Source organism: Halorubrum sp. AD140, assembly GCF_034497445.1.
Classification (GTDB): domain Archaea; phylum Halobacteriota; class Halobacteria; order Halobacteriales; family Haloferacaceae; genus Halorubrum.
This window is the reverse complement of the sequence record NZ_JAXRUU010000046.1, coordinates 1-25,081: the sequence shown is the minus strand read 5'-3', so window position 1 is coordinate 25,081 and position 25,081 is coordinate 1. Positions and strand designations below refer to the sequence as shown.

The following is a 25,081-nucleotide window of genomic DNA, read 5'->3' as shown; positions in this document are numbered from 1 at the left end:
TGTGCGCGTCGATCCGACGCGCGAGCGACGCGGCCGCGTCGTCGACGAGCGGGGTGAAAAAGAGCACCTGCGCGTCCGCCGGGAGCCGCCGCCGGAACCGCCGGAACCACAGCGGCCGGTAGAACCGCTCGCCGCTCGGCGTCGGCGCCAGCGCGGGGTGGGTCGCGAGGAGGTCGCGGCCGCGGGCCGCGTGCGTCGTTCCGGCGCCCGGCGCGAGCCAGCAGTCGATCGGACCGAGCGTCGCGATCCCCACGCGGTCGCCGCCGTCGAGCAGCGCGCGGAACGCCTGACCGGCGGCGCCGACGCTCGCCTCGACCGCGGTCTCCGCCGCCGGCTCGGACGCGGCGTACGCCGCGTCCCGGACGTCGATCAGGAGGACGACGGTCGCGGCGCGCTCCCCGCGGAGCTCCAGCGTGGCCAGCCCGCCCGTCCGCGCCCGCCGGTTCCAGTCGATCCGCTTGAGCGGGTCGCCGCGGCGGTACTCGCGGGTGGCGTGGAACTCGACGCCGGCGCCGCCGACGTCGGTGGGCACCCGACCGTGGAGGCTCGTCGTCAGCCCCCGCAGCGGGAGGTCGTCGCCGGCGGCGAGCTCCGGCGTGCAGACGACGCGCGCGGGAGCGGCCGGCTCGATCGCCGTGGTCCGCTCGCGGGACCCCGACGGGTTCCGCGCGATCGCCGTGAGCGGCTCCCACTCGTGTTCGCCGCGGCTCGCGCGCACCGTGTACTCGAACGCGACTGCCGCGTCCGGACGGAGCGCGGTCGCGACCCGAGCCGGACCGTCGACGACCGCCAGCCCCGGCGGGACTCCGTCGACGAGACGGACGTCCGGGAGTGCGGCGTCGCCGACGTTGCGCGCCCGAACCGCGACGGTCACCTCGTCGCCCGGTTCGGGCGTCTCGTCGCTCACGGTCCGCGTCACGTCGAGGGTCGCCGCCGGCGCCTCGCCGACCGCCGCGTACACGGCGTAGCCGACCCCGACCGCCCCGAGCAGCACGAGCGCCGGCCGTCGGGCCACGACGCCGACCCCGAGGAGCGCCAGCGCCGCGCCGCGTACGCCGTCCCATCGCCCCGTCTCTCTCTCGCGGCGGACCGTTCGTTCCGTCGTCTCACCCGTCGCTCCGCCTTCGTCGCCCGTCGCTCCGCCTCTGTCGCCCGTCGCTCCGTCTCCGCTTTCGTCGTCGCTTTCGCCGCTTCCGCTCACCGTTCCGCCTCCGTCGCCGTCGGTCTCGGGTCCCGAACGCCGGTGGCGACGTCGCCTCGGTTCCCGTCGGCCTCGGTTCGCTCCGACCGCGCTATCGCGTCGAGGGACGCTCGGAGCCCGACCCCGTAGCGCGAGCGCCCCGAAAGCGTCGTCCGGAGTCGAACCCGAATCGGGTAGGAGGCGTCTCGGGAGAGGAACGCGGCGGCGGTCGCGTCGTCGGTCCACTCGCCGTCGTCGACGAGCCGCTCCGCCTCCTCGACCGAGCAGTTCCGCTCGCGGGCGACGCTCGCCACGGCGACATCGCGTACGCGCCCGCGGAGGTCGCGTTTGGTCCCGTATCCGCCGACGGTGGCTGCAGCCGTCTGTTCAATCTGTTCGTCGATGTCGGCGCCGGGGACGTGCGCCGGCTCCCGACGCTCGGGCTCGCCGGGATCCGCCGCCTGTCGGTCTCGGGTTCGACGGGTGTTCGCGTACCTGACGCCCTGTAACACGCCGAGCGCGCCGATCAGCGTGACCACGGTCGAGGAGGGGTCGAGCGCGGCCGCGACCCCGCGGTCGAGGACGGCGAGGAACCCGACCGCGACCGCCGCCACGCCGACCGCGACGAGAGGGCGGACCACTACTCGCCACCCCCGTGGCGCTCCTCGATCCGACGGAGCGCGGCGACGGCCCGGCGCTCGCGCTCCTCGGTCGCGTCCTCGCCGCCGTACCGCACCCGCTCGAAGGCCGCGGTGAGCTCCGCGACCGGCCCCTCCTCGACGCCGGCGTCGACCGCCGCGGCCGCGAACTCCGCGGGCGTCGAGGAGGCGGGTCGGTCCACGTCCAGGACCTCGGTCATGTCGCGCCACGCGCGGTACACCTCGTTGTCGGCGTCCGACGACTCGATCCGGTCGGCCGCCGCGCCGGCCGTCCGACCGACCGCGCGCAGGTCGGGGCTCTCGGGGTCCGTCTCCGCCTCGGCTTCCGCCGCCGGATCGCGCTCGTCCGGCTCGTCGTCGCCGCGGGCCCCGAACAGGATGGCGACGCTCGCGACGAGCGCGACGATCACGACCAGCGCGAACAGGAGCTCCGGCGCCGAGGTCGACCCCGCGGCGCGGCCGAGGCCCGACCCGCCCCCGCCGCCCTGAGGCAGCAGGCCGCTCTCCTCGGCCGCCGCTCCGAACTCGAACGCGACGGCCTCGTCGGCCGGGCGGCAGGCCGACAGCAGCCAGCCGACCGCGGCGAGCGGCGCCCCCAGCGCGCCGGCGACGACGACGGCGGCCATCCGCGAGCGGGTGTCTCGGTGCGTGGCCCAGCCGAGCCCGAGGAGGACCGCGACGAAGGCCACAAGCGCCGGCGGCTCGCGGAGAAACTCGTAACACACCGGCGGCGGCGAGACGGCCGCCTCGCCGCTCGGCGTGGGAGCGGTTCCGGCGTCGGCGGGGTCGTCCGCTCCGCTCGCGTCTCCGTCCGCGCCCCCGAGCCCGCCGTCGCCGAGGCTGACGGCCGAGTCGAGCGTCGCGGCGGCGACACCGAGCGCGCCGACCGCGAGGAGGGCGAGGAGGACCGCAGCGAGGGTGTCCCGCTTCACGTCCGAGCATACGCCGTCTCGCGGGAATAGCTTTCGGCGACGGCGGAGGGACCCGACCGTGTGGGACGGACCCGGCCGTGGGGGACGGACCTCAGTCGGCCGCGCCGTCGACGGCGTCGTCGAGGCGCGTCGTGGGGAACAGCGCGTCGACGTCCGGGTCGGGGTCGACGAGGCGGTAGGCGGTCCCGTCGCGCTCGACGACGCCCGCGTCGGCGAGGTGGTCGAGGTGCGCGAACGCCTCGCCCGGCCCGTGGAGCACGTGGATGTCGACGAGGTCGCCGAACAGCTCGGCCGACACCTCCCACGCCGTCGCCGGGCCGCGGTCGGCGAGGACTTCGAGGACGCGCCGCGTCCGGTGACGGTGGTGGTCGAGGATCGTCGCGGCCCGCCGGCTCGGGTCGTCGATCCGCTCGCGGTGGCCCGGGTGCGCCGCGTCGAAGTCGCGCTCGACGATCCGCACGAGGCTCTTGGCGTACGCCGCGAGCGGCGCGTCCACCCGGACGTCGGCGCCGCCCACGTTCGGGGTGTACTTCGGGAGGAGGGCGTCGCCGGCGAACAGCTCTTCGGGGGCGGCCGTCCCCGCGTCGGGGGCGTCGTCCGACCCCAACCGCCCGACCGGCTCGTGGTCTGGAACCTCGCGCGGGTCGAACGCGAACCCGGTGAGACCGGCGGTGTGGCCCGGCAGGTGGACGGCCTCCAGCGCGACCCCGCCGGCCTCGACGACGTCGCCGTCGTCGAGGGTCGTCGCCTCGGCGGGGCGGCCGCTGAGCCCGTCGCTCACGGCCTCGAAGAAGTCGCGCAGGCGCTCCTGGTCCGCCTCGGGGAGCCCCCACCGGTCGAACGTCTCGCGCTGGAGGACGGGGTCCGCCGCGAGGGGCGTCTCCGTCCCGTCGACGAGGGGCGCGTCGGCCTCGTGGACGAACACGTCGGCGCCGCCGGCGGCCTGGATCTCCCCCGCCAGCCCGGCGTGGTCGGGGTGCCAGTGGGTCAAGACGATCTCGTCGACGTCGGCGAACGCGACGCCGTGCTCGGCGAGCCCCGCCTCCAGGTCTGCGCGCACGTCCGGGAGCGCGACGCCGGTGTCGACCAGCGCGGTCGTCTCGCCGTCGAGCAGGTAGACGTCGTTCTCGCCCTCGAATACGGTGTTGCCGAGCTGGATCCGTTTCACACGCTCCCGTCGGCGGGAACCCTTTTCAGGGTTGCCTCCGCGGAAATCGCGCCGATTCGGGCGGCGTCGGTCCCGGCGGCGGCGCCTCCGACCCCGTTCACTCGATCACGGCGACGCCGGTGAACTCGAAGCGGGCGCCGCCGCCGTCGGCGTCGGTGACGCGCACGTCCCAGCCGTGGGCGACCGCGACGCTTTCCACGATCGCGAGCCCGAACCCGGTCCCGTCCTCGCCGGTCGAGTACCCGGTCTCGAACACGACCTCCCGGTCGGCCGCCGGGATCCCGGGGCCGTCGTCGGCCACGAAGAAGCCGCCGTCGACGTCGCCGACCGTGACCGTGACGTCCTCCCCCGCGTGCTCGACCGCGTTTCGCACGAGGTTCTCGATGGCCTGCCGGAGGCGGCTCCGATCGGCGCGCACGACCCGATCGGTGTCGACCCGGAGCGTCGCGTCGGCGGTGTCGACCCCCTCCCAACACGCCTCGACGAGCTCCCGGAGGGGGACCCGACCCGTCTCGTCGATGTCCGTTCCGTCGCGGGCGAGCGTCAGGAGGTCGTCGATGAGGGAGTTCATGCGCTCGTGGGCCCGCGCGACGTGGTCGAGGTGCTCGGAGTCGCACTCCTCGCGGGCGAGCTCCAGCCGCCCGGTGGCGACGTTGAGCGGGTTCCGGAGGTCGTGCGAGACGACCTTCGCGAACTCCTCGAGCCGCTCGTTCTTGCGTCGGAGGGCCTCTTCGCGCCGCTTCCGCCCGCGAACGTCCCGGATGACGCCGACGCGGTCGAGGGGCTCGTCGCCGCCGTCTCCGTCCACGAACCGGGCGAATCGCATCTCCACCGGGAACCGCTCGCCGTCCGCCGTGAGGAACTCGTATTCGACGGCGCCGGCCTCGCGGTCGCCGGCCGCGATCTCGCGACGCACTCGCTTCGCCTTCGCCGCGGCCTCCTCGGTCACCCAGTCGTAGAGCTGTGACCCGATCAGCTCCTCCCGACTGACGCCCTTCATCTCGGCGTAGCGGTCGTTGACGTACGCGATGGTCCCGTCGGGACGCACGGCGTAGACGGCGTCGCCGAGCGAATCGAGAATCGTCTCGTATCGCTGGAGTTCCCTGTCTCGGTCGGCCCCTCCGCCCCCGTCCGGCCCGTCTGTCATGCTCGTTTCGTCTGATCGTTTCGCTCGTTCGTAATAAAGGGGCCGTCGACGGGATCCGGTGCGTTTTCGTCCGCTCGCGCCAACGGACCGCCATGGAGTACCAACCGGGCGTGTGCAACATCGGACCGACCCAGCGGCGGTGGCGGCTCCTCCTCGGGCTCGGCTCGCTCCTCCTCGCGGTCGTCCACGTCGCCGCCGTGCTCGCGGTCGGCTGGCCGCGCTGGACGCTCGCGCTCTCGATGTTTCCCCTCTACGGCGCCGCGATGGGCTACTTCCAGTACCGCGAGCGGTTCTGCGTCGGCTTCGCCGGCATCGGCGTCTTCGACGTCGGCGAGGGGACGAACCGGGTGCTCGACGAGGCGGCGCTCGAGGCCGACCGGAAGCGCGCCGTCCGGCTGAACGCGAAGGCGCTGGCCGTCGGTGCGGTCGGCGCGCTGGCGATATCCGGCGTCGCGCTCGTCGGGTTGTGACTGGACGTCGCCTCCTCAGCCCCGCACCTCACGCCTCCCCAGCCTCGGTGACCGGCCCGGCGCGGGCGGGGCCGCGCCGGGGCCGTCACCTCCCTCGCGCGCGCACCTCGGACCGCCGCGGGCGGCCGCTCGGAGGCGCGCGCCAGTCGGATCGGGGTCACTGACGTCGCCACCCGGATTTCGCGGATCGCAGTCGCTACCCACGAACGTGCACATGGAAAAGCATTAGAACGGGCTCGATAACCACGTAAGTGTATGAGTCTGTCCGAACCGGACCGCGAGCTCGTGGCCGCCGAGCTCGGCCGGGAGCCGACGACGACCGAGGCCGCGCTGTTCGAGAACCTCTGGAGCGAGCACTGCGCGTACCGCTCCTCGCGGCCGCTGCTGTCGGCGTTCGACAGCGAGGGCGACCAGGTCGTCGTGGGTCCCGGCGACGACGCGGCCGTCCTCGCGCTGCCCGATCCGGACGCCGCGGACGTGCCGGCGCCCGACCGCGACGCCGACGACTACGGCGGCGTCTACGTCACCTTCGGCGTCGAGAGCCACAACCACCCCTCCTTCGTCGACCCGTTCGACGGGGCCGCCACGGGGGTCGGCGGCATCGTCCGCGACACGATGAGCATGGGCGCGTACCCGATCGCCCTGCTCGACTCGCTGTACTTCGGCGGCTTCGACCGCGAGCGCTCGCGGTACCTCTTCGAGGGCGTCGTCGAGGGGATCTCCCACTACGGCAACTGCATCGGCGTCCCCACGGTGGGCGGGAGCGTCGCCTTCCACGACGGCTACGAGGGGAACCCCCTCGTCAACGTCGCCTGCGTCGGGATCACGAACGAAGACCGGCTCGTGACGGCGACGGCCCAGGACCCCGGCAACAAGCTGGTCCTCGTCGGCAACGGCACCGGCCGTGACGGACTCGGCGGCGCCTCCTTCGCCAGCGAGGACCTCGCGGAGGACGCCGAGACCGAGGACCGCCCCGCGGTGCAGGTCGGCGACCCCTACGCCGAGAAGCGGCTGATCGAGTGCAACGAGGCCCTCGTCGACGAGGACCTCGTGCTGTCCGCCCGCGACCTCGGCGCGGCCGGCCTCGGCGGCGCCTCCTCCGAACTGGTCGCGAAGGGCGGGCTCGGCGCCCGTATCGGCCTCGACCGCGTCCACCAGCGCGAGCCGAACATGAACCCCACCGAGATCCTGCTCGCGGAGAGCCAGGAGCGGATGTGCTATGAGGTCGCGCCCGACGACGTCGACCGGGTCGCGGAGCTCGCGGAGCGGTTCGACCTCGGCTGCTCGGTCATCGGCGAGGTGACCGACGGGAACTACGTCTGCGAGTTCGCGGGCGACGGCGAGGAGAGCGAGACCGTCGTCGACGTCGACGCCGAGTTCCTCGCCGACGGCGCCCCGATGAACGACCTCGCGAGCGAGGCGCCGACGGAGCCCGACCGCGACCTCCCCGAGCCCGGGCCCGCTCTCGCCGACGCGGTCGAGGCGGTCGTCTCGGCGCCCGCGACCGCGAGCAAGCGCTGGGTGTACCGCCAGTACGACCACGAGGTCGGCGCCCGCACCGCCCTGAAGCCGGGCGACGACGCCGCGATCGTGGCGATCCGGGAGACCGCGGAGACCGACTCCGCCGCGCTCGACCCCGACGAGCAGGGCGTCGGCCTCGCGCTCTCCTCGGGCGCGAACCCGAACTGGACCGAGGCCGCCCCGTACGAGGGCGCCCGCGCGATCGCCGTGGAGAACGCGACCAACCTCGCCGCGAAGGGCGCGGTCCCGCTCGCCGCCGTCGACTGTCTCAACGGCGGCAACCCGGAGAAGCCGGACGTGTACGGCGGATTTACGGGAATCGTCGACGGGCTCGCCGACGCGTGCGACGCCCTCGGCACTCCCGTGGTCGGCGGCAACGTCTCGCTGTACAACGACAGCGTCGAGGGACCGATCCCGCCGACGCCCACGCTCGCGCTGATCGGGACGAAGCGCGGGTACGACGCGCCGCCCGCCGCGCTCGACGCGGAGCGCGCGGCCGACTCCGAGCTCCTGCTGGTCGGCGCCGGCGGCGACGCGCTCGGCGGCTCCGAGTACCTCGCGCGGGCCGGCGGGACGGACCGGTTCCCGGACCTCCCGGACGTCGGCTCCGGCTCGCCCGCGTTCGCCGACCTCGTCGCGTCGCTCGCGGCGGTCGCGCGCCAGGAGTCGACGCTGGCGACCCACGACGTGAGCGACGGCGGGCTCGCGGTCGCGCTCGCCGAGCTGGTGACCGACGCGGCCGGCGCCGACGTGACGCTCCCCGACCGCGTCGCGGCGTTCGAGGAGACCCCCGGCCGCCTCGTCGTCCAGACGACCGACCCCGAGGCGGTCGCCGAGGCCGCGGGCGACCTCCCCGTGCTCCGTCTCGGCGACGTGACGACGGACGGGACGCTCTCGCTGTCGGTCGGCGACGAGTCGGTCGCGCTCGACGCCGACGCGATCCGGGAGCTCCGTGGCGTGATCGACCGCGAGCTGGCGTGAACTCCCGATTACCGACCGCTCGTCGAGTGTATCTCTCTTCGCGGGAGCGAGCGACACGCTTTTAGGCTTTCCTAAAATACCTAGGGGCAACCGCGGGACGTCGGTAACGCCGGCGCCCGCCACATCGATGGCTCAGACCCAACCAGTCGGCACGAGTGACTCGAGCGGGACCGCGAGCGAACCGCCCGCGTCGTCGTCCGACCCCGTGCTGTCGCTGTCGGGCGTGACGAAGGAGTTCGGCCCGGAGACCGCCGTCGACGGCGTCTCGCTGGACGTCGAACCGGGCGAGCTCCTCACCTTCCTGGGTCCCTCGGGCTGCGGCAAGACGACGACGCTCCGCACCATCGCCGGGCTGGAGGAGCCGACGGAGGGGCGGGTCGTCCTCGGCGACGAAACGGTCGCCGGCGCCGGCGCGTTCGTCCCGCCCGAGGAGCGCGACGTCGGCATCGTCTTCCAGAACTTCGCGCTGTTCCCCCACCTCACGGTCCGCGAGAACATCGCGTTCGGGCTCTCCGACGCCGACGAGGAGACGGTCAGGGAACGCGTCGACGAGCTGTTGGAACTCGTCGAGATGACCGATCACGGCGAGAAGACGCCCGACCAGCTCTCAGGCGGGCAGAAGCAGCGGGTCGCGCTCGCCCGGTCGCTCGCGCCCGAGCCCGAGGTGCTCCTGCTCGACGAGCCGTTCTCGAACCTCGACGTGCGCCTCCGCGTGGAGATGCGCGAGGAGGTCCGCCGAATCCTGAAGGCGGCCGGCGTCACCGCCGTCTCCGTCACCCACGACCAGGAGGAGGCGCTCTCCATCTCCGACCGCGTCGCCGTGATGAACGACGGGCGGATCGAGCAGGTCGGTCGCCCCGAGACGGTCTTCGAACGACCCGAGTCGAAGTTCGTCGCCTCCTTCCTCGGCCGGGCGTCGTTCCTCGAAGGGAAGCTCCGCGACGGGAAGGTCGAGACCGGGATCGGCCGCTTCGACGCGGTCGCGCTGGAGGGGTACGACACCGTCTACGACGGCGCGCCGGTCGACGTGCTCGTCCGGCCGGACGACCTCCAGGCGACGCCCGCGAGCCCCGACCTGGCCGACGGCGTCATCGTCTCGCGGCAGTACGTCGGCCCCTCGTTCGTCTACCGGGTGGAGCTGGAGTCCGGCGACGTGGTCCACTGCCTCCACAACCACGTCGAGGAGTTCGACCTCGACGAGCCGGTCAGCCTGGAGCTCACCGCGAACCATCCGCTGGCCTGGTATCCGCGGTAAGCGGGTCGCTTTCGGCGGTCGGATGTTTTAAACTGGGAGCGACCGGCGTCGCCGCTCAGAACGTGAACAGGAAGGGGATGACGTACGCGATCAGCAGCCCGACGAGGGTGACGGCCGCGCCGATGCCGACCTCGCGGCTGCCGAACGGTTGCATCGGGGCGGTCACGCGTTCGTCCGGGTCGGGCTCGTGAGTGTGGTCGTCCATACGCCGAAGTGGGTACGGGAGGCACATAAGAGCATCTGAACGGAGCGGTCAGTCCCGGGTCGACGCCTGCGTAGAGAAAATTCTTCCCACGACCGAATCGAAACGCGGGTCGAACGACTCGACGTCTCGGAGCGCTATGAGCGACTCACGAGCACCTGCGGAGGGCTCGATCAGAGCCGACGACGATTCCACGCGACCGCCCCAATAGTCGGCTTTGAGCGTCCATGATTCCGAGATGAGCAAGCCGCAACCGGATCGGCTCACTCACTCCGCAAGTGGAACGCCCGAACCACGTGTATTCCCCGTAGCCCGGAGGAGAAAAGATCTCTGACGCGGCCTCAGACGGCCTTGATCAGGATTTCGCCGTCGATGTCGACGTCTCCGTATTCACGGGTGTCGATGACAACCGTAAGGTCCACTGACTCACCCGAACCGAGTGCAACTGAGCCGCCCGGTGTCTGATTCGCGTTCCCGCCGACGATGGAATCATTGTTATTCGACGTTTTCTCTGGCGTGTAATTGCTCCCATTGAGGATATCCATCGGACCATCGCCCCATTTGCCGCTGCCCCAAATGGGATCCTCGTCTGGGTCACCGAAATCGTTGTTGACGAACACTCTGCAACTCTGCGTCCCGTTGTTGGTAACGGTGATGAGCTCCTCGTACTTCGTGACCGCGTTCTTGTTGACGTCGTCAAAGGTGAGTTCGAGCTTCCCGTCCGTCACCTGCGCGTACTCGTCCTCGGCGCCCTCGTAGTCATCGTTCGGTTCGAGGCCCAGGTTCGCGCCGTCGGCGTCACTCTCCGTCTCGACCGACACTGAGCGTTCCGCGCTCACGCTCGACATCGCACCCGTACCCACTGCAGCCGCGCTACCCGTTGCCAATGCACCTGCGCCAATGATGAACTTGCGTCGTTCCATGGTTGGTCTACCTCTGTTGCCGCACGCGACCCCCATTCGGGAACACGAGACATCCCGTGTCACCCAGGGTCGCTCTACTTCACCCATGGAGCGTATCCAGTATGGTTATGAGTCAGCAGAAGATGTTCTGGCGGGTTCTGAAGGTTCTACAGGGCTGTCCTGCACCGTTTCAAGAGTGCTCTGTTCCCTTCAGGCAGACCCTTCTCCGCCGATCGGTCGGCTCGCATCCTGGTTCGCTCGGTGAGAACACTGTCCCCTTTCGAACTCTGCCCAGACCAGAAGCTCACGCGTTTGGAGCGTCTGATAGATCGCTGCCGGCTACTCAACAGCTCGGCGCTTCGTCGACGATGACGCCGTCGCCAGCACCGCTATCGCTGAACTCACACGTGTCTGCGCCCCAGCCCGGATGTTGATAAATATTGCCGTTAACCTCGACAGCGACGACCCACCCGTCGAATTTTTCATTCTTGCCCGGTTCGATCTCGACCGATTCGTCCGTCTCGATGGAGGGATCGTCGGCGGACTTCCCGTTCGGGATACGATACAGGTCGACCTCGACCGTCTCTCCGTGCTGACTCTGATTCCCGACGTTGATCGTACCTCTACCCTTGTATCGAACGAGGCTGCCAGTCTCGTCGTCTCGGGTGACCACGAACTGGCGCGTCTCGGTATCACCGAACACCTTCGCGGAGACGCCTGCGCCCTCGACGGTGACCGTGACGACGACGTCGACTTCCTCGTCGGGGGACAGATTCGGTTCCGCGGTGACCGTCGCTGTTTCGCCGGACCCGAATTTGCCTTCCGGGACGATCGGCTCTCCGAAGTACTCGCTTCCCTCGTCGAAAGTGGCGTCGACGACCTCGACCTCCTGGGCGAATTGGTTCGCCACGGCCACCAGATCCACCGTCCCGTCGTCGTTCGTGTCATCAGGGAGGGTCCGATCGCGTGACTGGTACCCCACGAACGCCTCTTCGTCGTCGACGACGTTCACCGAAACTCCTCTCTCCGCCTCCATACTGCTGAACGCGCCGGTGCCGATACTCATCGCGCCGGAACTTGCGCCGCCGAGCAGCAGGATGAGGTTTCGTCGTTTCATTTGCGGTGATCTCACACTTCGTTCAGTCCGTTCAACGAGTCCTTCCCCCAAGGTTATGCGCTCCCGGAAGACCCGCAACCACTCCCTGAAACGTCACGTCAGGTCAGCTCCGGCGGCTCCTCGGGTTCGCCCACCTTCATCTCGGCGGTGTAGTACTTGTGCGTGACCGCGGAGAACGCGAACGCGACGACGATCGCGACCGTCCACGCCATGTCGGGCAGGAGGACGAACGGCCACGCGTTCAGCCACACCGCGCCGACGAGCGCGACCGCGACCGCCGAGAGCCCCACGTAGTAGTCGCTCCAGGGGATCTCCTTGCCCTCGACGACGTCCATGTAGAGGTCGACGTTCGTCAGCGCGGGCGTCGGCTCGACGACGCCGCGGTCCTTGTTGAAGCGCACGACGCCCGCCTCGTCCATCTTCGGCAGGTGCGACTGCTGGAGCGCCGTGTAGACGCGCTTGCGCTCGTTGCCCGTGATCTCGGCCATGTCGATCCCGTTCTCCCAGGCCGCGATCTGCTCGGCCATCTCGCCGATCGCGATCTGGTCCCGCTCCTCGCGTTTCAGCAGGTGCACCGCGAACCGTCGGCGCCGGTTCGCCAGCACCTTGAACAGCTCGTCGTTGGACACCTCCACCGTCGGCTCTGTCCCTCCCCCGTCGATCTGCTGTGCCGACGCCATTTCTGTCAGACACATATGAGTACGCCAACATAAATCCCATGGTTATGATAACTCGCTAAACTGTCTCGGAGTTCATACTGAGGCCAGTGGGTGTGGTCTGAAACGTCGATATTCGGGGACCAGAGGCGTCAAAACCCCGAAACAGATGACGGTATCCTCTCGTACGCTTCGACCGCGCTGAGGGATTTATATCATAATTAGTATTATTTTATTCACCTCCTTCTGGTTTCAGATGGTGCCTGAACTGTCGGAATCTGCTCTTCAGGATCAACCTGAAGCGGCCGAACGGGACCGCAGACTCGTGACGAGCTCGACGGTGTGATACTCGCGCACCTTCGTGCAGCCCATAACTATGTCCTGTCCCGGACACCGCTCGGTAGAGACACACTCATGTCCACCGTCCGCCGTACCCTGGCCCTCGTCCTGCTCCTCGTCGCCGCGGCGTCGCTCGCCTTCGCCACGGGCGCGGCGGTGGTCGACGGCCCGGCGGACACCTTCGCGGACGACGAGCTCGCGGTCCAGCCGGCCGACGGGCCGAACGGCGACTACGCCTACCTGAACGACGACGACGAGATCGCGGTCGACGTCTCGGCGTCGAACCCGAAGCTCGGTCCCGACTTCGAGGGCGTGAACGTCGGGACCGCGGGAACGATCGACGACGTCTTCGAGATCACGTACACGGGCGACGAGTACGCGCGCGTGTGGATCGAGAACGACGGCGAGAACGTCACCTTCGTCGCCGACGGCGGCTCGGTCGAGGGCGAGGCGAACAACGTCACGCTCGCGCCGAACGAGTCGGTCGCGGTCGGGCTCGCGCTCGACACGCGCGGCGAGGCCGCGGGGACGCGGCTGGGCGCCGACGAGTTCTCGATCAACGCCGAGGGCGCCGAGGCGGAGTCGGTCGAGGCGGCCGGCGGAACCGGAGGCGGAGGCGGCGACGGCGACAACGACCCGACGACGACCGTGCGGGCGCCGGGACCGGACGAGCGGGAGTTCACCGCGCGCGACGTCGACCGCGGGGACACGATACGGTTCGGCGCGGACGGGATGGCGCTCGACGGCGAGAACGTCACGCTGGAGGGGATCGACCTGGACGGCGTCGAAAGTGATAGCGTCGAGCTTGACGCCGCGGGAAGCCCGGATCCCTTCGAGAACGAGAGCCCGCTGGCCGCGCCGACGAGGCCGCGGGAGATGGCGTACCTCGCGCTCGACTACGACTTCGCGCCCGACGCGGTCGACGAGATGACGATCCGCTTCAGCGCGGACCCGGATCGCCTCAACGCGACCGACACGGAGCCGGAGGACGTGACGCTCTACCGGCAGACGGACGCTGGCGAGTGGGAGGAGAAGCCGGTCGAGGTCGTCGACGACGAGGTCGTCGAGATCCTCGGCCTCCCCGAGGACCGCGTGCACTTCCGCGCGACGACCGAGGAGTTCTCCACGTTCGCGGTGGCGGCGCGGGCGCCCCGGTTCGACGTGACCGAGGCCTCGGTCGCGCCGGAGGCGATCGAACCCGGTGAGGCGGTGACGGTCCGAGCGACGATGGAGAACGGAGGCGGCGCGGCCGGCGAGGAGACGGTCGCGCTGACCGCCGACGGCGACTCGGTCGCGAACGAGACCGTTGCGACCGAGTCGGTCGCGCTCGAACCGAACGAGACGGCGACGGTCGAACTCGACGGGACGTTCGAGGAACCGGGCGCGTACGACCTCGCGGTCGACGGGACGCCCGTCGGCACGGTCGTCGTCGGCGACCCGGCGGGCAACGGCGACGAGGGCGAGTCGGCGAACGCGGAGTCGGACGCGGCGAGAGACGACGACTCCGAATCGGGCGACGGACCGACCGAGGAGCCCGGCGGCGTCGACCCCGCGGCGCTCGTCGGGCTCCCGGTGCTCGTCGCCGTCGTCGTCGCGACGCTCGCGCTGTTCCGTCGGACGCCGCGTCCGTGAGCCGCGTCGCCCGTCGATCGCTCGGACGGTCGCTCCCCGCTCGCGGTCTCTCGGCGTCGGTCGGTCCTCAGGGCCGCGGGCGCCGACAGGCCTTAGCCGCTGGTCGACGTGGCTGGGGTCGTGACTGCACCCGCGCCCGACGAGCGCGACCGCGCCGCCGGCGACCGGAGCGAGGGCCCCGCCCTCCGGCGAGAGCTGCTCGCGAGCGTCCGGGCGCTCGACCTGCTCGTCTTGCTCGCGGTGCCGGCGGTCCTCGTCGCGGTCTTCGCGCTCCCGGAGTCGACGCGTCGGTCGCTCGCGTTCGCGTACGCGGACCCGACGCTTCGGAGCGCCTTCGTCGCGCACTACGTCCACCTCGACGCCGGCCACCTCGCCGGCAACGTGGTCGGCTACTGTCTCCTCGCGGGGACCGGCTACGCGCTGGCGGTCCTGGGTGGTGCCCGTCGGTTCTTCCTGACCGCGCTGGCGACGTTCCTCGCGGCGTTTCCGTTCGTTCTCTCGGCGCTGAACCTCGCCGTCCCGCGAGACGCGATCGGCTTCGGCTTCTCCGGGATCAACATGGCACTCGCGGGGCTGCTCCCGCTCCTGCTCTGGGCGTACGCCCGAGAGCGGTTCGTTCCGAACGCGTCCCTCGGCGCGTTGCCGGCGGCCTTCTTCGCGCTCGCGGGCTGGATCGCGCTGCTCGCGCTCCCGCTCCCGGACCCGACGAGCGACGTCGACCTCGCCGGCCTCGCCGGCCTCGCGACGGGCGTCGCGGGGGCGCTCCTCTCGGTCCTCTACGCGTCGTCCTCGGGTATCCGGCTCCGCGAGACCGCCCGCGACGGGGTTCGAACGGTCGCGTCTCGGCCGGGGGAGGGAGACCTGTTCGCCGTCGGTGTGGTCCTCGTCGTCGGCTACCCGATCGTCGGGTTCCCCGGCGACCCGACGGGAGCGGGGAGCGTGGTGAACCTGTACGTTCACCTGTTGGGCTTCTGTCTCGCCTTCATCGGCCCCTTCGCCCTCCTCGCGGTCGGCGTCTTCGACGAGTGAGTCCGACACTCCCCGCCGCATCCTGCACCGAACCACGAATTTATAACGTGTCGATTACATTCCACTATCGACGCCGCCCGCTCGCGACGCCGGCCGGAAGAGGTCCCGAAGGCACGGCGCCGACGCGACGTCGGTTCGACCCCGACGCGGCGACGACACCCCTCAGGTGCGGCACGCAGCCGAGACACGACACATGTCACCGAAACGCATCCTCTCGATAACGCTGCAGGTCGCGGCCGTGGTGGTCGTCCTCTCGCTCGTCGTCGGCCAGTTCCTCGGCCAGCCGATACTGCTCAGCTTCGTCGAGACCGGCAGCATGCAGCCGACGCTCGATCCCGGCGACGGGTTCGTCGCGATCCCCGCGCCGCTCGCGGGCGACGTCGGGACCGGCGACGTGGTGACCTTCGACGCCCAGGAGATCGAGGGGGGCGGACTGACCACCCACCGCGTCGTCGATGAGACGGAGCGCGGGTACGTCACGCAGGGGGACAACAACCCGTTCACCGACCAGGACGACGGCGAACCTCCCGTTCAGGACGCGGACGTCGTCGCGGTGGCGCTCCAGGTCGGCGGGAGCGTGGTCGTCATTCCGCACCTCGGCACCGTCGCGATGGGGATTCAGTCGGCGCTCGACTCGCTGCAGACGTGGCTGACGGTCTCGCTCGGCGTCCGCTCGCTCCAGGGGACCCAGGGACTGGCGTACGTCCTCTTCGGGCTCTCCGCGGTCGCGTACGTGGCCGACTGGTACCTGACCCGAAACGCGCGCGAGACCCGCGAACGCGACCGGTCTCGCGACGACGGCACCTCCGTGTTCGCGATCGTCGTCGTGCTCGCGCTGGTGTTGATGGCGACCGCGACCGCGGCGATGGTCGTCCCGGGGGGAACCCAGGAGTACGGCGTCGTGAGCGCGGAGTTCGAGTCGGACAACCCCACCGTCATCGAGCGCGGCACGAGCCAGGAGCTGGAGTACGTCGTCCCCAACGCCGGGCTGGTGCCGGTGTACGCGTACGTCACCCCGGACAGCCCCGGCGTCGACGTCGACCCCCAGCGGCTCTCGGTCGGCAGCCGGAGCGAGGCGGAGACCACGGTGACGCTGACCGCCCCGGAGGAGACCGGCTACTACCGGCTGTTCGTCGTCGAACACCGGTACCTCGCGGTGCTCCCGGCCGACGTGGTCGACGAGCTGTACGGCGTCCACCCCTGGGCGCCGATCGTCGCGATCAACGGGCTGCTCGGCGGCGGGATCGTCGGCCTCGGGCTGCTCCTCCTCGGCGGCGAGCCGGCCAGGATACGGTCCCGCGAATCGCGCGAGAAACCCCCGCTGTACCGCCGCGTCCTCCGCGAGTTCTACAGGTAATCGCATGAGTTCCTCGACACCCCCAGACGAAACCCGACTCCGGCTCCGAGCGATGCTGGACGCACAGTTCACGCTGCTCCTCGCGGTCTGTCTGATCGCGGCGGCGGTCGGCGGCGCCTTCGTCTACACGACGCACGTCGATCCCGGCACCGAGACGGAGACGCGGACCGCCTCCTCGTTCACCGTCGAGAGCGGATACAACCACTCCGCGGAGGTGACGGAGCCGAACTCCGTGTTCGAGACCGGAACCGTGCTCGACGACCGGGACACCTACTTCACGCGGATCGCGCCGGTGCTCGACGTGGCAGTCGAGACGACGTACGCGGCGGCGGACGCGGAGGACGTCTCGGTGCGGCTCGAATCGGTGCTCGTCGTCCGCAACGTCGGCGAAGACGGCGATACCGTCTACTGGAGCGAGCGGGAGACGCTGGCGGACGAAACAGTCTCGGACGTGGAACCGGACGAGACGGCCGCGGCGTCGTTCGCGCTCAACAGCTCCGAGGTCGACGCGACCGCGTCGGAGATCGAAGAGGAGATCGGCGCGTCGCCAGGGGAGACGGAGACGTTCGTCACCACCGACGTCGCCGTCGAAGGGACGATCAACGGCGAAGAGACCTCGCACTCCCGGACAATCGACCTGGGCGTCGACCACGAGGGCGACACCTACACCGTCGACGATCCCGGCGTCGAGTCTGACACCTCCGAGCGCACGGAGGAGGTGACCGTCGAGCGAAGCTACGGCCCGCTCCGATCGATCGGCGGTCCGCTCCTGCTGCTGGTCGGACTCGCCGGGAGCGGCGCGCTGGCGTACGCCCGCCGGGAGCGCGACCTCGCGCTCACACCGGCCGAGCGCGAGTACCTCTCGTTCAGCGACGACCGCGCCGAGTTCGCGGAGTGGATCACGACGTTCCGACTCCCGTCGTCCGTCCACGAGCGGCCCGAGGCGGAGGCGGAGAGCCTCCGCGACCTCGTCGACTTCGCGATCGACAGCGACACCGGCGTCGTGGCGGACCCCGAGACCGGCGCCTACCACGCGGTCGCGGGCGAGTTCGTCTACACCTATCGGCCGCCGGCCCTCGCTGACGCGGACGTCGCGGATGACGCGGAGGCTGTCGAGGCGAGCGGCGCCCCGGACTCGCCGGACGCGGCCGGCGAAACAGACCCCGATGACGCGGACCTGGACGGTCACGAGTCGACGGCCGACGTCGGCGGAGCCGAGTCGGACGAGAGCGCGTGAGGAAACGACGGCGGTCCGGCAGCGATGACCACTCACGCAACCTGCCAGGGAAAGTAACCTACTTGAGTGCGCGCGGGCAACCACCGACCGCAGTCCCGTGGTGTAGTGGCCAATCATAATGGCCTTTGGAGCCATTGACGGCGGTTCGAATCCGCCCGGGACTATTCCGTCGCGAATACCGCCGCCAGCGACAGTACTGCGTGCGGAGTCGACGTGGGAAACGGGACAGCGCCGAGTAACCGTGGTTCGATATCCGGCCGGAACCTCGTACTCGAGGTTCGGTCCCTCCAGTCGGAACCGGCGCGTGGCGCTCGGGTTCGGTGTCGGCCGTGACGGGTCGTCTTCCCGATCGGACGAACGACTGCCGGTGGAGTCGCCTCATGGCGTTCCCGCGTCGAAGGGGCCGCGTTCACTGCGAGGATGTCAGAGGCTCTCGAACACCTCGACTCCTGCCCGCGCGACTTCCATGTCCTCCTCGGCGCTGCCCCCGGAGACCCCGAGCCCGCCGACCACGTTGCCGTCCGCGTCCTCGAGCGGGAACCCGCCGCCGAACGTGACGATCCGCCCGCCGTTCGTGCCTCCGATCCCGTACAGCGACTCGCCCGGCTGTGCGACCTCCTGGATCGTTTCCGTATCCATCTCCAACGAGACCGAAGAGTAAGCCTTGTTCTGAGCGATGTCGATGCTCGCGATGAGCGCGTCGTCCATCCGGCGGAACGCGACGAGGTTCGCCCCCTCGTCCATCACCGCGATACACATCGGCACGCCGATATCCTCGGCTTTCACCTCGGCGGCCGAAATGATCTCCGTCGCCGTCTCCACTGATACGTTCGTCATTCTGTTTGTACTCCGTGTAACAGACACCTTGGAAATATAATAAACTATCATGTCTCTCCTCGTCGCGGTCTCGCACACGGTCGCGAAGCGGCTCTGGGCGGTGCAACACCGGTTCGCGGCGGCGGTCGAACTCGACCGACTCCGGTGACCGTCGTCCGGTCGCCGGCACGCTCTCACGGGTCGCCGACATGTGTGTCATTTTTTATCATGCGATCCGTGTGTTGGCGTATGAATCGAACGCAGTACCGCGACGCAGTCGTCCAGAACCGCCGGAAACACGGCTTCGAGCCGGTCGACGAGTACACGGACGGGTTCGACCCGGTCTGGGAGGCCCGCGACGAGGACGACTCGATCGGACGGGTCAGGATCCTCGCCACGCTCGTCGACGACGAGCCCGACCCCAGCCCGGAGGACCTCGCCGCGACCGCCGACGCGTTCCGCGACGTGCTCGTCGACCGCGCCACCGACCGATACGGGTCGACGACGCCCCTCGGCTACGTCGTCTTCCCGGTGTCCGACCCGGACTCGTCGCTCGTTCGCGCGGCGCACTCGTACACGGTCGCCCGGCGTCGGACCAACGTCTTCCCGCTCGTGTACGACTGCGAGGCGGAGACCCTCTACCGCCACGATATCCCGCGGCTGAAGGGTCGCGGGATCTACCGTCGACAGGCCGAGGACGCCGAGCGGCTGTTCGAGGTGTAGGCCGATCGGTCCCCGTTGAGGTCACTGCGCGGACTCTCGTGGCTCCTCCGAAACCGTCTTCCGATGAATCGAACGTAGACGGGCTCACAGCCCGCTTCAAGTATCGCTTGAATCGAATTCAGGTCCCTCCTTCGTGAGATCAACCGCCTCAATACTATGCGGATAAGTGCCAGTAAAACTGGGCAATGAGTGTTGGAGCTGGCTCTCCACGTGGTAGCCGATGACACGATGGCGGCGCCTCGCCATCGCACTGGTTGCGCTCTCGGTCGTCACCGCCGGCATCCCGATGACCGGGGCCTTTTCGAACGTCTCGGCCGAGCGAACGGTCTCGGTCGATGTCGCGGACGACGACGACGCGCTCCTCTCTTTGGAACCGTCTACGGGTCCCAACGGCGTGTACGCCGAGCAGTCGGACGGGACCTTGGATCTGAACTTCGACGGCAGCGGCACGCTGGCGTCAGGGTTGAATCCGGACGCGACGACACACGCGGACGACGTGTTCGTGACGACGAACCGCGGGACGCAGCCGGTTCGGCTGACTGTCGACGACACTCCTCCCGGTCTCCGGTTCTACGCCGAAGACGGAGACCGGTCGCGGCGGATCGACGGGAACGATCCCGAGTCCGTCACGCTCGGCGTCGGTGAGGCGACGAACGTCTCGGTGCGTATCGACTCGACAAACGAGAGCGCGCTCGAAGCGGTCGATTCGGTGAGCATCGAGGCGACCGCGTCTGACGATGTTGGCGACGCGCCGAACGACGGCGAGGACGGAAGCGACGGGGGCGAGAACGAAACCGGAGACGGCGGGGACGAAGGCACACCGAGTGACGGCGGAGACGACACCGGAGTTCAGACCAGTGTCGACGACGGCGTCCTGCGTGCGACCGGCTCGGCGACTGCCGGGGAGTCGGTCGCCTTCGATCTCGGTGCGGTAGACAACGCGAGCCAGGACGACGTCGCGGTCGAGACGACGGAGATCACGTACGCCGACGACGTCGACGCGGTGAACACGACCGTCTCGGTGGCAGACACGGAGCGTCCCCCCGGCGACAGAGAGGCGCCGCCAAACGCGTCGGTTCGGACGTATCTCGACGTCTCCCACCCGGAGACCTCCGACGCCGCGATCGAGAACGCCTCGTTCCGATTCGTGCTGCCACACGAGGCGGGCACCGACGCCGGGTCCGTCTCGCTGGTTCGGTACAACGAGACGCGCGACGCGTGGGAAACGGACTCGACGACCGTCACGTACGTGGAGAACAGCTCGGCGGGATACGTGTACGAAGCCCGTACGGAGCGTCTCTCCCTCTTCGCTCTCGTCCAGACTGCTCGGGGCATCTACGTCCAGTCGAACGGAACGCTGGAAGCGGTCGATTCGAGCCTCACGACCGATCCCGAGACGGACTTCCCGGCGGACACCTACGGAACGTACCGCGACCGCGCGTTCAACGCCTCATACTGGCAGGCGGACGCCACGAGCGACGCGGACGACGCCGCCGCGGTCATCCGCGAGGAGCTCCGGTTCGATCTCGAGAACGCCACCAAGGACGCCGCGATAGATCAGGCCGTCTCGTACGCGGACGACACACTCCAGACCACGGTAGGGTTCAGCGGTATCGGGACCGCGGTGACGGCGCTGGACGTCGCGCTGAAGTCGGACGAGTTCGCCGGTTCGTACGGGACCGGCATCCAAAAACAGGCGATAGCGATCCACGTCGACCCCGGCACCGACTCGTACGACGAACTTCGCGCAAACCTCGACGCGCTGGAGCGGAACACCGCCGAACTGAAGCGAACTGACGACGAGGCGAAAGAAGACAGGCTGCTCGAGGAGCGTCAGTCTCTCCTCCGGGAGACGTACCTGCTCTTGCCCACCTACCTGAACGACGTCCACGGCGACGTCGTCGGAAACGCTGCCGGGATTGAGGACCCGCAGGCGTACCAACAGATCCGGTCCGACGTGGAGTCACTCCGGCTGCTCGTCGAACTCGACTACGAGGAGACGACGGAAAAGCGATACGGAGCGGCTAACACGTCGCTGCCGCGCGAGACGTCGATGCCGACCCACGGTTGGACCGCGTTCGGCGACGCGAACGTGTACGACACGATGGACCACGGCGACGACTACGCGGTGTTCGAACTCGACGCCGCCGCGGGAACCGACGACGCGGACGCCATCGACGTCACAGTCGCCGGCGCGAACGCCGCCGACCTCGAGACGGTGGTCCTCTCCGATCGCCCGGACGACCCGCGGACCGTCGAAGGTCGAGAGCTCTCCGAGGGCGGGGAAGAGAGACTCACCGACACGATCGACGACCCCGCGGACACGACCTACGTCGTCGTACGCGCCGGGGGGAGCCGTGGCCCACTGAAGCTCACCGCGAGCGGTGAGGGCGGATCCGTCGACGCATCCGTCGTCGAGCGAGCAGGTCCGGACGTCCAGCGTCCGGAGGCCGACCTCGTCTCGGGGCCCGACCCGGTGACGCTCGCCGACGGCGACGCCGTCTACCCGACGAACGACAGCGACACCGATCTCGCCTGGGACCTCTGGGACGCCAAGACGCCGACCGACGACCTCGAGTACCGATTCCGCGACGACGACGGCGACGGGTTTGCTGGCGACGAAGACGGGGACGGCTGGACGGCGTGGGAGACCGCGCCCGATGACGGCCGGGTGACGCCCGATCTCTCCTACGGTGACGGTCTCACGCGCGTCCAGCTCCAGGTTCGAGACGACGCCGGTCGCACGACCGTCCGGAACGCCGACGTGGTCCGGACTGCCGGTCCTCCGACCACCGACGTCGCCGCGCCGCTCGCCAGCGATCCAACCGCTGGCGACCTGTACGTCAGGGTGCTTCCCGAACGACGCATCGAGTCCGTCGAACTACAGTACCGCCAGGTCGGTCAGTCCGACTGGACCGACTGGCAGACCGTCCGAGACGACGAACTGGACGGATTCGGCCGTCTGTCTTCGCCGACCGAGGGGGAGATCGAGGTCCGGGCGCGTGCGACGAATCTCGCGAACGAGACCGGCGAGTGGGCGACGGAGACGCTCACTTACGACCCGCCGGACGCCGACCCGCCGGAGATCGAGGCCGAGTCGATCCCGCCGAAGCGCCCGACGCTCGTCGACGGCGAGGAGGTCGAGCGACGCGTCGTCGCGAACGAGTCGGTCGAGCTCTCGTGGGGCGCCGAGGACGAAGTGACGGCGACAGACGACCTCGAGTACCGCGTCCGCGTCGACGGGGACTCGTGGTCGGAGTGGGACGCCACCGAGAACGGTCGCGTCGACGTCGGCGTCGACGCCGCGAGGGCCGGGACGGACGTGACCGTCGAGGTTCGAGACGAGGCGGGGAACGTCGCATCGCGGTCGGTGACGCTCGTCCGTGACGACGACCCGCCGGCTGTCGACGTGAACGCGACCGACGACGTGACCGGCGCGGTCGTCGATCCGAGCGCCGACGAACCGCTGTCGACGGTCGAGCTCCAGTACCGAGCCGACGGCGAGGAGTCCTGGACTGACTGGGAGACGCTCAGGTCGACCCAGCCCACGGTTGTCGACTTGGACGACGCGGGTTCGTTCGAGCTCCGGGCTCGCGGCGTCGACACCGCAGGTAACGTCGGCGATTGGACGGGTCCCGTTCCGTTCTCCAGCTTACCGGCGGACCGTTCAACGTCGATCGGCGACGAGGACGACAAGGAGTTCACCGGCGGGACGAACGGCTCGTACGAGATTCCGAACGCCTCAGAGATCGGATCGAGCACGGCGGCGGGGGTCGTCGCCTACAACGCCCTCGTCGACGAGATCGACGGCGAACTGCTCTTGGACATGTACGTGACCACGCGCGACGGCGACCGCTATCCGATCTCGTCGGTCGAGTTCACCGAGGACGAAAACCAGACGGTCAGCGCCGACCTTCCGGGGAACCTGACAGACGACGCTCGGCTCGAAGTCGACGTCGAGGGGAACGGAACGGTCGTCCTCGACAGCCTCCGGGCCGTCGACGCGACGCCCGACGCCCCGCCGCTCGCCGCGTCGCCTAGCAACGTCACCGTCGGGAGCGACGTCACCGTCTCCGCGCCCGGCGACTGGACTGCCGGCGACGAGGTCGTCGCGTACGAGTGGGACCTCGACGACGACGGCGAGTACGAGCGGGAAACCGCGGCCGCGAACGCGACGACGGCGTACGACGATGCCGGCGAACGGAACGTCACGCTTCGCCTGACCGACGCGTTCGGCGCGTCCGCGACGAGCCAGACGACGGTGCGAGCGAACGCGCCGCCGACGGCCGCGATCGAAGCCGACGAACCGGGATTGACCGGCGAGTCCATCGCGCTCGACGCGGGCGACAGCGAGGACACCGACGGGGAGGTCGACGCCTACGAGTGGGACCTCGACGACGACGGAGCCGTCGAGGAGACGGGATCTACCGCCGCCGTCGACTTCGACGACGACGGGACCTACCCGATCTCGCTCACGGTCACCGACGATCAGGGGGCGACGGACACCGTCGAGACGAACGTGACCGTCGAGAACCGTCGCCCGACCGCGGCGGCGACGGTCAACGATTCCGAGCCGACGGCCGGAGAGCCGGTGACGTTCGACGCGGGCGAAAGCAGCGACCCCGACGGAGAGGTCGACGCCCACGAGTGGGACCTCGACGGTGATGGCGAATTCGAGCGCACGGACGCCGACCCGACCGCCGTCTTCGAGGAGCCGGGAGAACGGACTGTCGCGGTCCGCGTGACCGACGACGACGGGGCGACGAACGAGACGACCGTCACCGTCGACGTGAACGCGCCGCCGTCGGCCGCGATCGACGCCGAATCCCCGGTCCTGACCGACGAGGAAACGACCCTCTCGGCGGCCGACAGCGACGATCCAGACGGTGAGATCGTCGCGTACGACTGGGCGATCGGAGGGGCGAGCGACGCCGACGGCGTGGAGGCCAATCGCTCGTTCGACGACGATGGAACCTACGAAGTGGTTCTCACCGTCACCGACGACCAGGGTGCGACCGACACGGCCGCGACGAACGTGACCGTGGAGAACCGCCCGCCGACGGCGGTCGGTGCCGTGACGACCGAGGTTCCGGTCGTCGGAGAGCCGGTGGCCTTCGACGCGGGCGAAAGCAGCGATCCCGACGGGGAGATCGAACGGTACGAGTGGGACCTCGACGACGACGGGGAGTTCGAATCGAACGCGTCGTCGCCAACCGCCACTTACGACGACCACGGGGAGCGGACCGCGACGCTGCGCGTCGTCGACGACGACGGGGCGACGAACGAGACGACGGTTCGGTTCGACGTGAACGCGCCGCCCGAACCGGCGCTGGACGCGAGCGATCCCGAGCTGACCGACGACGCGATCGACCTCGACGCGAGCGAGAGCGAAGACCCCGACGGAGAGATCGAACGGTACGAGTGGGACCTCGACGACGACGGGCGTACCGAAACGTCCGGGCCCGACGCCGCCGTCGACTTCGGCGACGACGGGGTGTATCCCGTCACCCTCACGGTCACTGACGACGACGAGACGGCGAGGTCGACGACACGGAACGTGACCGTCGAGAACCGTCCGCCATCCGCCGAGGCGTCCGTCAACGACACGACACCGCTCCTCGGCGAGGCGGTCGGGTTCGACGCCGACGACAGCGTCGATCCCGACGGAACGGTGGCCGGCGCGGCGTGGGACCTGGACGCAGACGGCGACTACGAGGTGAACGGCACCGACGCAGTCGGGTCGTTCGACGAACCCGGC

At 69.8% G+C, this 25,081-nt stretch carries 19 protein-coding genes and 1 tRNA gene; 10 read left to right on the top strand and 10 right to left on the bottom strand.

Going from position 1 to position 25,081, the window contains the following annotated elements:
• The 5 genes from U4E84_RS11845 to U4E84_RS11825 all read right to left on the bottom strand — a co-directional run.
• Nucleotides 1-1,201, bottom strand: a 1,201-nt coding sequence (locus tag U4E84_RS11845; protein ID WP_322532302.1) for a DUF58 domain-containing protein, incomplete at its 3' end; no start/stop codon positions are given.
• The gene (locus U4E84_RS11840) at nucleotides 1,198-1,821 is read right to left on the bottom strand and encodes a hypothetical protein (RefSeq protein WP_322532301.1); all 624 of its coding nucleotides are present in this window, start codon (nucleotides 1,819-1,821) and stop codon (nucleotides 1,198-1,200) included. The genes U4E84_RS11840 and U4E84_RS11845, both read right to left, overlap by 4 nt.
• Entirely contained in the window at nucleotides 1,821-2,771 is a 951-nt protein-coding gene (locus tag U4E84_RS11835; RefSeq protein ID WP_322532300.1) for a DUF4129 domain-containing protein, read from the bottom strand. The genes U4E84_RS11840 and U4E84_RS11835 overlap by 1 nt, the downstream gene beginning before the upstream one ends.
• Before the next feature lie 91 nt (nucleotides 2,772-2,862).
• Nucleotides 2,863-3,939, bottom strand: coding sequence for an MBL fold metallo-hydrolase (locus tag U4E84_RS11830; protein WP_322532299.1), 1,077 nt, complete (start codon nucleotides 3,937-3,939; stop codon nucleotides 2,863-2,865).
• Nucleotides 3,940-4,036: 97 nt separating this feature from the next.
• Complete coding sequence (locus U4E84_RS11825) at nucleotides 4,037-5,086, bottom strand: ATP-binding protein (RefSeq protein WP_322532298.1); 1,050 nt, start codon at nucleotides 5,084-5,086, stop codon at nucleotides 4,037-4,039.
• Between the two features lie 92 nt (nucleotides 5,087-5,178).
• Here U4E84_RS11825 and U4E84_RS11820 point away from each other — a divergent pair, with 92 nt between their 5' ends.
• The 3 genes from U4E84_RS11820 to U4E84_RS11810 all read left to right on the top strand — a co-directional run bounded on the left by U4E84_RS11820 (nucleotide 5,179) and on the right by U4E84_RS11810 (nucleotide 9,313).
• Nucleotides 5,179-5,556, top strand: a complete 378-nt coding sequence (locus U4E84_RS11820; RefSeq protein WP_322532297.1) for a hypothetical protein — start codon at nucleotides 5,179-5,181, stop codon at nucleotides 5,554-5,556.
• A gap of 255 nt (nucleotides 5,557-5,811) precedes the next feature.
• Nucleotides 5,812-8,058 (top strand): phosphoribosylformylglycinamidine synthase subunit PurL, encoded by a 2,247-nt coding sequence (gene purL, locus U4E84_RS11815; protein ID WP_322532296.1) that lies wholly within the window; start codon nucleotides 5,812-5,814, stop codon nucleotides 8,056-8,058.
• A gap of 127 nt (nucleotides 8,059-8,185) precedes the next feature.
• Entirely contained in the window at nucleotides 8,186-9,313 is a 1,128-nt protein-coding gene (locus U4E84_RS11810; protein WP_322532295.1) for an ABC transporter ATP-binding protein, read from the top strand.
• A gap of 55 nt (nucleotides 9,314-9,368) precedes the next feature.
• Here the strand turns inward: U4E84_RS11810 and U4E84_RS11805 are convergent, their stop codons facing one another.
• From U4E84_RS11805 to U4E84_RS11790, 4 genes are all read right to left on the bottom strand, one after another.
• Nucleotides 9,369-9,518: a hypothetical protein gene (locus U4E84_RS11805; RefSeq protein WP_322532294.1), complete on the bottom strand. Its 150-nt coding sequence runs from the start codon at nucleotides 9,516-9,518 to the stop codon at nucleotides 9,369-9,371.
• Nucleotides 9,519-9,856: 338 nt separating this feature from the next.
• On the bottom strand, nucleotides 9,857-10,438 hold the full coding sequence (locus U4E84_RS11800) for a hypothetical protein (protein WP_322532293.1): 582 nt from the start codon (nucleotides 10,436-10,438) through the stop codon (nucleotides 9,857-9,859).
• Between the two features lie 322 nt (nucleotides 10,439-10,760).
• Entirely contained in the window at nucleotides 10,761-11,612 is an 852-nt protein-coding gene (locus U4E84_RS11795) for a hypothetical protein (RefSeq protein ID WP_322532292.1), read from the bottom strand.
• A gap of 20 nt (nucleotides 11,613-11,632) precedes the next feature.
• Nucleotides 11,633-12,214 (bottom strand): hypothetical protein, encoded by a 582-nt coding sequence (locus tag U4E84_RS11790; RefSeq protein WP_322532303.1) that lies wholly within the window; start codon nucleotides 12,212-12,214, stop codon nucleotides 11,633-11,635.
• 390 nt (nucleotides 12,215-12,604) lie between these two features.
• Here U4E84_RS11790 and U4E84_RS11785 point away from each other — a divergent pair, with 390 nt between their 5' ends.
• From U4E84_RS11785 to U4E84_RS11765, 5 genes are all read left to right on the top strand, one after another.
• Nucleotides 12,605-14,161, top strand: coding sequence for a CARDB domain-containing protein (locus U4E84_RS11785; protein ID WP_322532290.1), 1,557 nt, complete (start codon nucleotides 12,605-12,607; stop codon nucleotides 14,159-14,161).
• Between the two features lie 120 nt (nucleotides 14,162-14,281).
• Complete coding sequence (locus tag U4E84_RS11780) at nucleotides 14,282-15,190, top strand: hypothetical protein (RefSeq protein WP_322532289.1); 909 nt, start codon at nucleotides 14,282-14,284, stop codon at nucleotides 15,188-15,190.
• A gap of 193 nt (nucleotides 15,191-15,383) precedes the next feature.
• Nucleotides 15,384-16,547: a signal peptidase I gene (locus tag U4E84_RS11775; protein WP_322532288.1), complete on the top strand. Its 1,164-nt coding sequence runs from the start codon at nucleotides 15,384-15,386 to the stop codon at nucleotides 16,545-16,547.
• A 4-nt stretch (nucleotides 16,548-16,551) separates the two neighbouring features.
• Nucleotides 16,552-17,784, top strand: a complete 1,233-nt coding sequence (locus tag U4E84_RS11770; protein WP_322532287.1) for a DUF5305 domain-containing protein — start codon at nucleotides 16,552-16,554, stop codon at nucleotides 17,782-17,784.
• A 91-nt stretch (nucleotides 17,785-17,875) separates the two neighbouring features.
• Nucleotides 17,876-17,948, top strand: a tRNA-Gln gene (locus tag U4E84_RS11765).
• A gap of 259 nt (nucleotides 17,949-18,207) precedes the next feature.
• Here the strand turns inward: U4E84_RS11765 and U4E84_RS11760 are convergent.
• Nucleotides 18,208-18,621: a heme-binding protein gene (locus tag U4E84_RS11760; protein ID WP_322532286.1), complete on the bottom strand. Its 414-nt coding sequence runs from the start codon at nucleotides 18,619-18,621 to the stop codon at nucleotides 18,208-18,210.
• Between the two features lie 228 nt (nucleotides 18,622-18,849).
• Between U4E84_RS11760 and U4E84_RS11755 the strand changes: the two genes are divergently transcribed.
• Together U4E84_RS11755 and U4E84_RS11750 are read left to right on the top strand one after the other, a co-directional pair.
• Nucleotides 18,850-19,323 (top strand): hypothetical protein, encoded by a 474-nt coding sequence (locus U4E84_RS11755; protein ID WP_322532285.1) that lies wholly within the window; start codon nucleotides 18,850-18,852, stop codon nucleotides 19,321-19,323.
• 220 nt (nucleotides 19,324-19,543) lie between these two features.
• A partial coding sequence (locus U4E84_RS11750; RefSeq protein WP_322532284.1) for a PKD domain-containing protein occupies nucleotides 19,544-25,081 on the top strand: 5,538 nt, incomplete at its 3' end.

Excerpts from the sequence above, each read along its gene's own strand:
- U4E84_RS11820 (WP_322532297.1), top strand. The coding sequence starts at position 5,179 with ATGGAGTACCAACCGGGCGTGTGCAACATCGGACCGACCCAGCGGCGG.
- U4E84_RS11775 (WP_322532288.1), top strand. The coding sequence starts at position 15,384 with ATGTCACCGAAACGCATCCTCTCGATAACGCTGCAGGTCGCGGCCGTG.
- U4E84_RS11825 (WP_322532298.1), bottom strand. The coding sequence starts at position 5,086 with ATGACAGACGGGCCGGACGGGGGCGGAGGGGCCGACCGAGACAGGGAA.
- U4E84_RS11805 (WP_322532294.1), bottom strand. The coding sequence starts at position 9,518 with ATGGACGACCACACTCACGAGCCCGACCCGGACGAACGCGTGACCGCC.
- U4E84_RS11755 (WP_322532285.1), top strand. The coding sequence starts at position 18,850 with ATGAATCGAACGCAGTACCGCGACGCAGTCGTCCAGAACCGCCGGAAA.
- U4E84_RS11760 (WP_322532286.1), bottom strand. The coding sequence starts at position 18,621 with ATGACGAACGTATCAGTGGAGACGGCGACGGAGATCATTTCGGCCGCC.
- U4E84_RS11790 (WP_322532303.1), bottom strand. The coding sequence starts at position 12,214 with ATGGCGTCGGCACAGCAGATCGACGGGGGAGGGACAGAGCCGACGGTG.
- U4E84_RS11785 (WP_322532290.1), top strand. The coding sequence starts at position 12,605 with ATGTCCACCGTCCGCCGTACCCTGGCCCTCGTCCTGCTCCTCGTCGCC.
- U4E84_RS11800 (WP_322532293.1), bottom strand. The coding sequence starts at position 10,438 with ATGGAACGACGCAAGTTCATCATTGGCGCAGGTGCATTGGCAACGGGT.
- U4E84_RS11770 (WP_322532287.1), top strand. The coding sequence starts at position 16,552 with ATGAGTTCCTCGACACCCCCAGACGAAACCCGACTCCGGCTCCGAGCG.
- purL (WP_322532296.1), top strand. The coding sequence starts at position 5,812 with ATGAGTCTGTCCGAACCGGACCGCGAGCTCGTGGCCGCCGAGCTCGGC.
- U4E84_RS11810 (WP_322532295.1), top strand. The coding sequence starts at position 8,186 with ATGGCTCAGACCCAACCAGTCGGCACGAGTGACTCGAGCGGGACCGCG.